General features: G+C 68.4%; 4 protein-coding genes. 1 reads left to right on the top strand and 3 read right to left on the bottom strand.

The annotated features are described in order from the left end of the window. Positions 1-252: 252 nt before the first annotated feature. Positions 253-1,026 (bottom strand): type IV pili methyl-accepting chemotaxis transducer N-terminal domain-containing protein, encoded by a 774-nt coding sequence (locus tag AC1DU6_RS17305; RefSeq protein ID WP_457319725.1) that lies wholly within the window; start codon positions 1,024-1,026, stop codon positions 253-255. Then, positions 1,026-3,476 carry a nitrite reductase large subunit NirB gene (nirB, locus tag AC1DU6_RS17300; RefSeq protein WP_457319727.1) on the bottom strand — a complete coding sequence of 817 codons (2,451 nt, stop codon included), beginning with the start codon at positions 3,474-3,476 and terminating at the stop codon, positions 1,026-1,028. The genes AC1DU6_RS17305 and nirB overlap by 1 nt, the downstream gene beginning before the upstream one ends. 340 nt (positions 3,477-3,816) lie before the next feature. Between nirB and AC1DU6_RS17295 the strand changes: the two genes are divergently transcribed. Further along, on the top strand, positions 3,817-5,565 hold the full coding sequence (locus tag AC1DU6_RS17295) for a bifunctional protein-serine/threonine kinase/phosphatase (protein WP_477858533.1): 1,749 nt from the start codon (positions 3,817-3,819) through the stop codon (positions 5,563-5,565). Between the two features lie 55 nt (positions 5,566-5,620). On the opposite strand, the gene AC1DU6_RS17290 is transcribed toward AC1DU6_RS17295, so the two are convergent. Continuing rightward, the coding region (locus tag AC1DU6_RS17290) for a hypothetical protein (protein WP_477858531.1) at positions 5,621-6,063 on the bottom strand (443 nt) is incomplete at its 5' end.

Raw genomic sequence — 6,063 nt, 5'->3', positions numbered from 1 at the left:
GTCTACCTCAGTTGTCCAATCCGAACCTGACGGGCCGAGCGACGGGCCGCTCCCTAGCCGGCCCGCGCTGGCGATGTGCTTGCCGGTCGATCCGGCAAGCATCGCCGTCCCCGCGGGGGCTGAGGCCGGACACAAGGCGCCCAGTGGGCGGCTTGTGCCTGCCGAAGGGCTGCGGCGCGAGCAGCAGCGCGGTCTGCAAGACCGACTGGACTCGCTCGCGTTCAGCGACGCGAGGCTGGGCGAGGGGCAGATTCATGCCAGTTGGCGGGCAAACTGCCCGGTCACGGTTTCCATCACGGCGAGCAGGTTCTCGCTCGCCACGAAGACGTTGCTGGCCGTTTCCGGCCCCTGGCTTTCGCCGGCCAGTGCCGACTGCAGGAAGACCCATTGGTTGCGTGCAAGGTCCAGGTTGTCGCGGATGGCGGGCGTTCCTTCAGGGGCCGAAGCCAGCACGCGCATGGCGGTCTCGAACTCGGCGCGAGCCTTGATTGTTTCCTTGCTCACGACGTCGGATCGAGCGCCCTGCTGGCCGGCCATGAAGAACAGGGCCAGTCGCTGCGACAGCATGCGCTGCCGGCCCGACATGTTGACCAGCATCGCGGTCGCCGTGGTGGAGCGCTGCTGCAGTTGGCCGGTGGCGACATGGGCCAGGCTGAGCATCTCACCCGAGGTTTGCAGCAGCTCGTCGACGCGCTCGCGGCTGGGCTTGCTCTGCAGCAAGGCGCGGTAGTCGCCAAAGCGGTGCTGCATGGCCTTGTAGCTGCCGGCGATCTCGGGCGTGGGCGCAAAGGCGAGGAGCTCGCCGAGCTGGCGTTCGAAGCGAGCCTCGCTGGCCTCCAGCACCTGGCGCGCACGCGGCGCCAGCTCGGGACGCAGCTGGCCAAGCCAGGCCTTGCCCATGCGCTGGCTGAGCATGCGCTGGGCGCCGGCCTTGTCGATGGCTTCGCCGAGCTGGCTGATGCGGTTCTGAGCCAGGGCAGGCCCGGAGGCCAGGCTCGCGAGAAGAATGACGCGGCGGTTCAGCATCAGACGGCCACCTTGTCGAACTGGCGCAGGTCCACGTGGGCCTTGTCGAAGTCGAACCAGGGGTCGGGCTCACCGTCCAGGCTGAACTGCAACTGCGCCCACAGCGCCTTGCGGTTGTCGGCGTCCTCGAGGACCTTCTTCTTGACGTGGTCCAGGCCGACCCGGGCGACGTAATGCACTGTGCGCTCGAGATACCAGCCCTCCAGCCGGTAGAGCTGCAGGAAGGCGCCGCTGTACTCCAGCACCTCTTCGGGCGTCTTCAGCTTGCAGAAGAACTCGGCCACCTCGGTCTTGATGCCGCCGTTGCCGGCAACGTAGATTTCCCAACCCGAGTCGACGCCGATGACGCCGACGTCCTTGATGCCGGCCTCCGCGCAGTTGCGCGGGCAGCCCGACACGGCGATCTTGACCTTGTGCGGCGCGTACATGCGCCACAGCGCCCGCTCCAGGTCTTTGCCCATCTGCGTCGAGTCCTGCGTGCCGAAGCGGCACCATTCGCTGCCCACGCAGGTCTTCACCGTGCGCAGCGCCTTGGCATAGGCATGGCCCGAGGGCATGCCGATGTCCTTCCAGACGTTGACGAGGTCTTCCTTCTTCACGCCCAGCAGGTCGATGCGCTGGCCGCCGGTGACCTTGACGGTCGGGATCTGGTACTTGTCCACCGCGTCGGCAATGCGGCGCAGCTCCGAGCTCGTCGTCTCGCCGCCCCACATGCGCGGGATGACCGAGTAGCGGCCGTCCTTCTGGATGTTGGCGTGCGAACGCTCGTTGATGTAGCGGCTCTGCGGATCGTCGACGGCCTCCTTGGGCCAGGTCGAGATCAGGTAGTAGTTGACGGCCGGGCGACAGGTGGCGCAGCCATTGGGCGTCTTCCAGTCCAGCGCGCGGAACACCTCGGCCGAGGTCAGCAAGTGCGCCAGGCGAATCGTGTCGCGGGCGTCCTGGTGGCTGGCGTCGGTGCAGGCGCAGATGGCTTTTTTCTTGGGCGTGGCCGAGTAGTCGCCGCCGGCCGTGAACATGATGAGCTGTTCGACCAGGCCGGTGCAGGAGCCGCACGACGCGGAGGCCTTGGTGTGCTTGCGCACCTCGTCCAGCGTGAACAGGCCCTTGTCGCGGATGGCCTTGCAGATGGTGCCCTTGGCGACGCCGTTGCAGCCACAGACCTCGTCCGTGTCGGCCATCGCGGCCGCGCGGCTGACGCCCTGGTGGCCGACGTCGCCGATGTTGGCCCCCGCCTCGCCGAACATCAGCTTGTCGCGGATGTCGCCGATCTTGCGGCCCTCACGCAGCAGCTTGAAGTACCAGCCGCCGTCCACCGTGTCGCCGTACAGGCAGGCGCCGACGAGCTGGTCGTTCTGGATGACGAGCTTCTTGTAGACGCCGGCGAAGGGGTCGCTCATGACGATCTCCTCCGTGCCCGCCCCGCCGGTGAAGTTGCCGGCGCTGAAGAGGTCGATGCCCGTCACCTTGAGCTTGGTGCTGACCGACGAGCCGAGGTAGCGGCCGATGCCGAACTGGGCCAGGTGGGTGGCGCAGACCTTGCCCTGCTCGAACAGTGGCGCCACCAGACCGTAGGCGATGCCGCGGTGGGCCGCGCATTCGCCGACCGAGTAGACGCGCGGGTCGGTAACGGTCTGCATCGTGTCGGTGACGACGATGCCGCGGCTGCAATGCAAGCCTGCTTTCTCGGCCAACGCGGTGTTGGGGCGAATGCCGGCGGCCATGACGACGAGGTCGGCCGGTACGTCGATGACCTGACCGTCCTTGCCCTTGAGCTTGATGGCCTGGACCCGGCCCGAGGGGCCGGCCACCAGTTCCTGCGTCTGCGCGCCCAGCATGAAGGTCAGGCCGCGGTCGACCAGCGACTTGCGCAGCAGGTCGCCGGCGACGCCGTCGAGCTGGCGCTCCATCAGCGTGTCGACCAGGTGCACGACCGTGACCTGCATGCCGCGCAGCATCAGCCCGTTGGCGGCTTCCAGGCCGAGCAGGCCACCGCCGATGACGACGGCATGCTTGTATTTCGTCGCCGCGTCGATCATGGCGTTGGTGTCGGCAATGTCGCGGTAGGCGATGACGCCATCCAGATCCTTGCCAGGCACCGGCAGCACGAAGGGATTCGAGCCGGTGGCGATCAGCAGGCGGTCGTATTCCGCCGTCGTGCCGTCGGCCGCGATGACGCGGCGGCGCACGCGATCGATCTCGGTGACCGTCTTGCCCAGGTGCAGCGTGATGCCGTTCTCCTCATACCAGGAGAGCGGGTTCAGGATGATCTCTTCGATCGTCTGCTCGCCGGCCAGCACAGGGCTGAGCAGGATGCGGTTGTAGTTGGGGTGCGGCTCGGCACCGAATACGGTGATGTCGTAGAGATCCGGCGTGATCTTCAGCAGCTCCTCCAGCGTGCGCACGCCGGCCATGCCGTTGCCCACCATCACGAGCTTCATCTTCTTCATGCCGGACTCCATACAACAAAGCTGGTCTGCCCTTTGCTTTGCAAGGCATGTGCCAGCGATGAAGCTGGCCTTCAGACCTGCCGCAGCGTGAGAAATCAACCTCAAACGCCCAGCGACGCCCCACGCCGAAGCGTTTGCTAGCCCGGTGCGGGTGCACTCATCCCTGAAACTGCACCAAGATGAAGCCCCTCGTCCAAGGCCTTGCCTTGGTCGGTCCCCCCGAGGGGACGGCGATGCTKSCCGGYTCGACCGGCMAGCACATCGCCAGACGGGCCGGCTWGGGAGCGGCCCGGCGCTCGGCCCGCAATACCAACCGCTCACCTGACAACGACTCACGCGCATGCGCTTCGAACTCGATACCGGCCTGTCCAGCCTGCAGGGCAAGCGTCCTCGCAACGAGGACTTCGCCGGCGTGCAGGCGCCGGCTGCGCACGAGGCCGAGCGCGGCTGGGTCGCCGCCCTGGCTGATGGCGTCAGCGGGGGTGAGCATTCCAACGGCGATGGCCTGATGGCTGCCCAGACCTCGGTCATGAGCCTGCTGCGCGACTTCCACGGCGTGCCCGCCGACTGGGACACGAGCGTGGCGCTGGACCGCCTGCTCAGCCACCAGAACGCTTGGCTCGCCTCGCACAACCGCCGCCCCGGGCCGGACGGTCAGCCGCGCGAGGCGCTGACGACGCTGACGGCCATCGCACTGCGCGGTCRCCGCTACGCGTTGGCCCATGTGGGTGACAGCCGCGCCTGGCTGCTGCGCGACGGCCAATGCCTGCTGCTGACCCAGGACCACCGCATGGAGCGCCGTGACTTCGCCGGCCTCACGCGCGCCCTGGGCCTGGACGATGCGCTGCGCCTGGACCACAGCGCCGGCGAGCTCAAGGTGGGGGACCGCCTGCTGCTGACCAGCGATGGCGTGCACGGCTCCCTGCGCAGCCGCCAGATCGCCGACCTGTTGCGCACCACGCCCGGCGCACAGGCGGCGGCCGATGCGCTGACCGCTGCGGCACTGGCGGCTGGCAGCCACGACAACGCGACCGCCCTCGTCCTCGACGTCAAGGACCTGGCCGACCCGGGCCTGAACGACCTCGCGGCATTGGGCCGAACCTTGCCCAGCCCCGGGCCGCTCGGTGTCGGCGCGACGCTGGACGGCTACCAGGTCACCGCCGTCGTCGCCGACAACGGCGTGCACCGCCTTTTGCAGGCGCGCGAGCTTGCCACCGGGCGCCTCGTGGCCCTGAAGATGCTGCGCCCCGGCCGCGCCGACGATCCTGAAGAGCGCGCCATGCTGGCCCACGAGATCTGGCTGGGCCTGCGCCTGGCCGAGGCGCCCCGGCACCGTCGGCGTGGGGGTGAGAGCGGTTTTGTGCGCGTTCATGCGCCGGCCGATGGCGCCACCCACTTCTACGCCGTGTTCGACTGGCATGGCGGCCACACGCTGGAGCAACTGCTCGCCAAAGGCCCGCTGGATACGGTCCAGGCTCTGGGCCTGGCCAGCGCCGTCGCGCGCTCATTGAGCCTGCTGCATGCCGCCGGCGTCGTGCACCGCGACATCAAGCCGGCCAATCTGCATCTGGGTGAAGATGGCCAGTGGCGCGTGCTGGACCTGGGCGTCGCCCTGAGCCCACGCGCGCCCGCGGCCTCGCACGAGCTGCATGCCGGCACGCCCAGCTATATCAACCCCGAGCAATGGCAGGATCCGCCGACCCCGGCCGACGCGGGTTCTGACTTGTTTGCGCTGGGCGTGACCCTCTACCAGGCGCTGACGGGCCGCCTGCCCTATGGCGAGATCGAACCCTATCAACTGGCCCGCTATCGTCGCGAGCCGGCCAGCGTCAGCCGGCTGCAGCCCAGCGTGCCCATGCCGCTGGACCGTCTCGTCATGCGCGCCGTCGCTCGCGAGGCCAAGGCGCGTTTCGAGACGGCCGACGAGTTGCTGCTGGCGCTCGAGCGGCTGGCCGCGCGCGACCAGCCCGCCTCCGCGCGCCCGCCCAAGGCCGCGCGCGAGGCGGTGAGCGTCTGGCAGGTCGGCCTGGGCCTGTCCGTGCTGCTCAACCTGCTGCTGATTGCCTGGCTGGCCTTCCTGCCGCGCTAGGGCCTGTTAACGCTACGGCAACGCGACCCCTTGCCGTAGCGTTAACAGGCCCTATTCAGAGCCCGAGGCGGTCGCGGTTGATGCCCTTGACCTCGACATCAAACGTGCAGGAGCCGCTGGCCTGGCCGGTCGTGAACTCGACAGTGCCTGCCGCATGGCCGACCGTGTCTTTCATCTCGAAGCGCGTGAAGTGGAATTTGCCGGCCGTCACGCGCTGGCTCTTGCCTTGCACGCGGATGACCGAGCGCCACAGCGACTCCATGGACAGCGTGTAGTCGCCTGGGCCCGTGATGTCGACGGTCTTCAGCTCGACGTTGCTGGTCGGGGCTTCGCCGCCGTCCAGCGTCATCAGCCGAAAGCGCGACAGCCTGCCCGTCGCGCCCGCCTTGCCGCTGGGCGAGTAGTTGAAGTCGGCGTAGCTGTCGGAGACGCGGATGTCGGCGCCGGCAATCTTGCAGCTGGTGGCGGCCTGGGCGCCGGCGGCCAGACCGACGAGGG

It is taken from the genome of Roseateles sp. P5_B10 (assembly GCF_056400485.1).
This window is presented reverse-complemented; position numbering and strand designations above follow the sequence as displayed.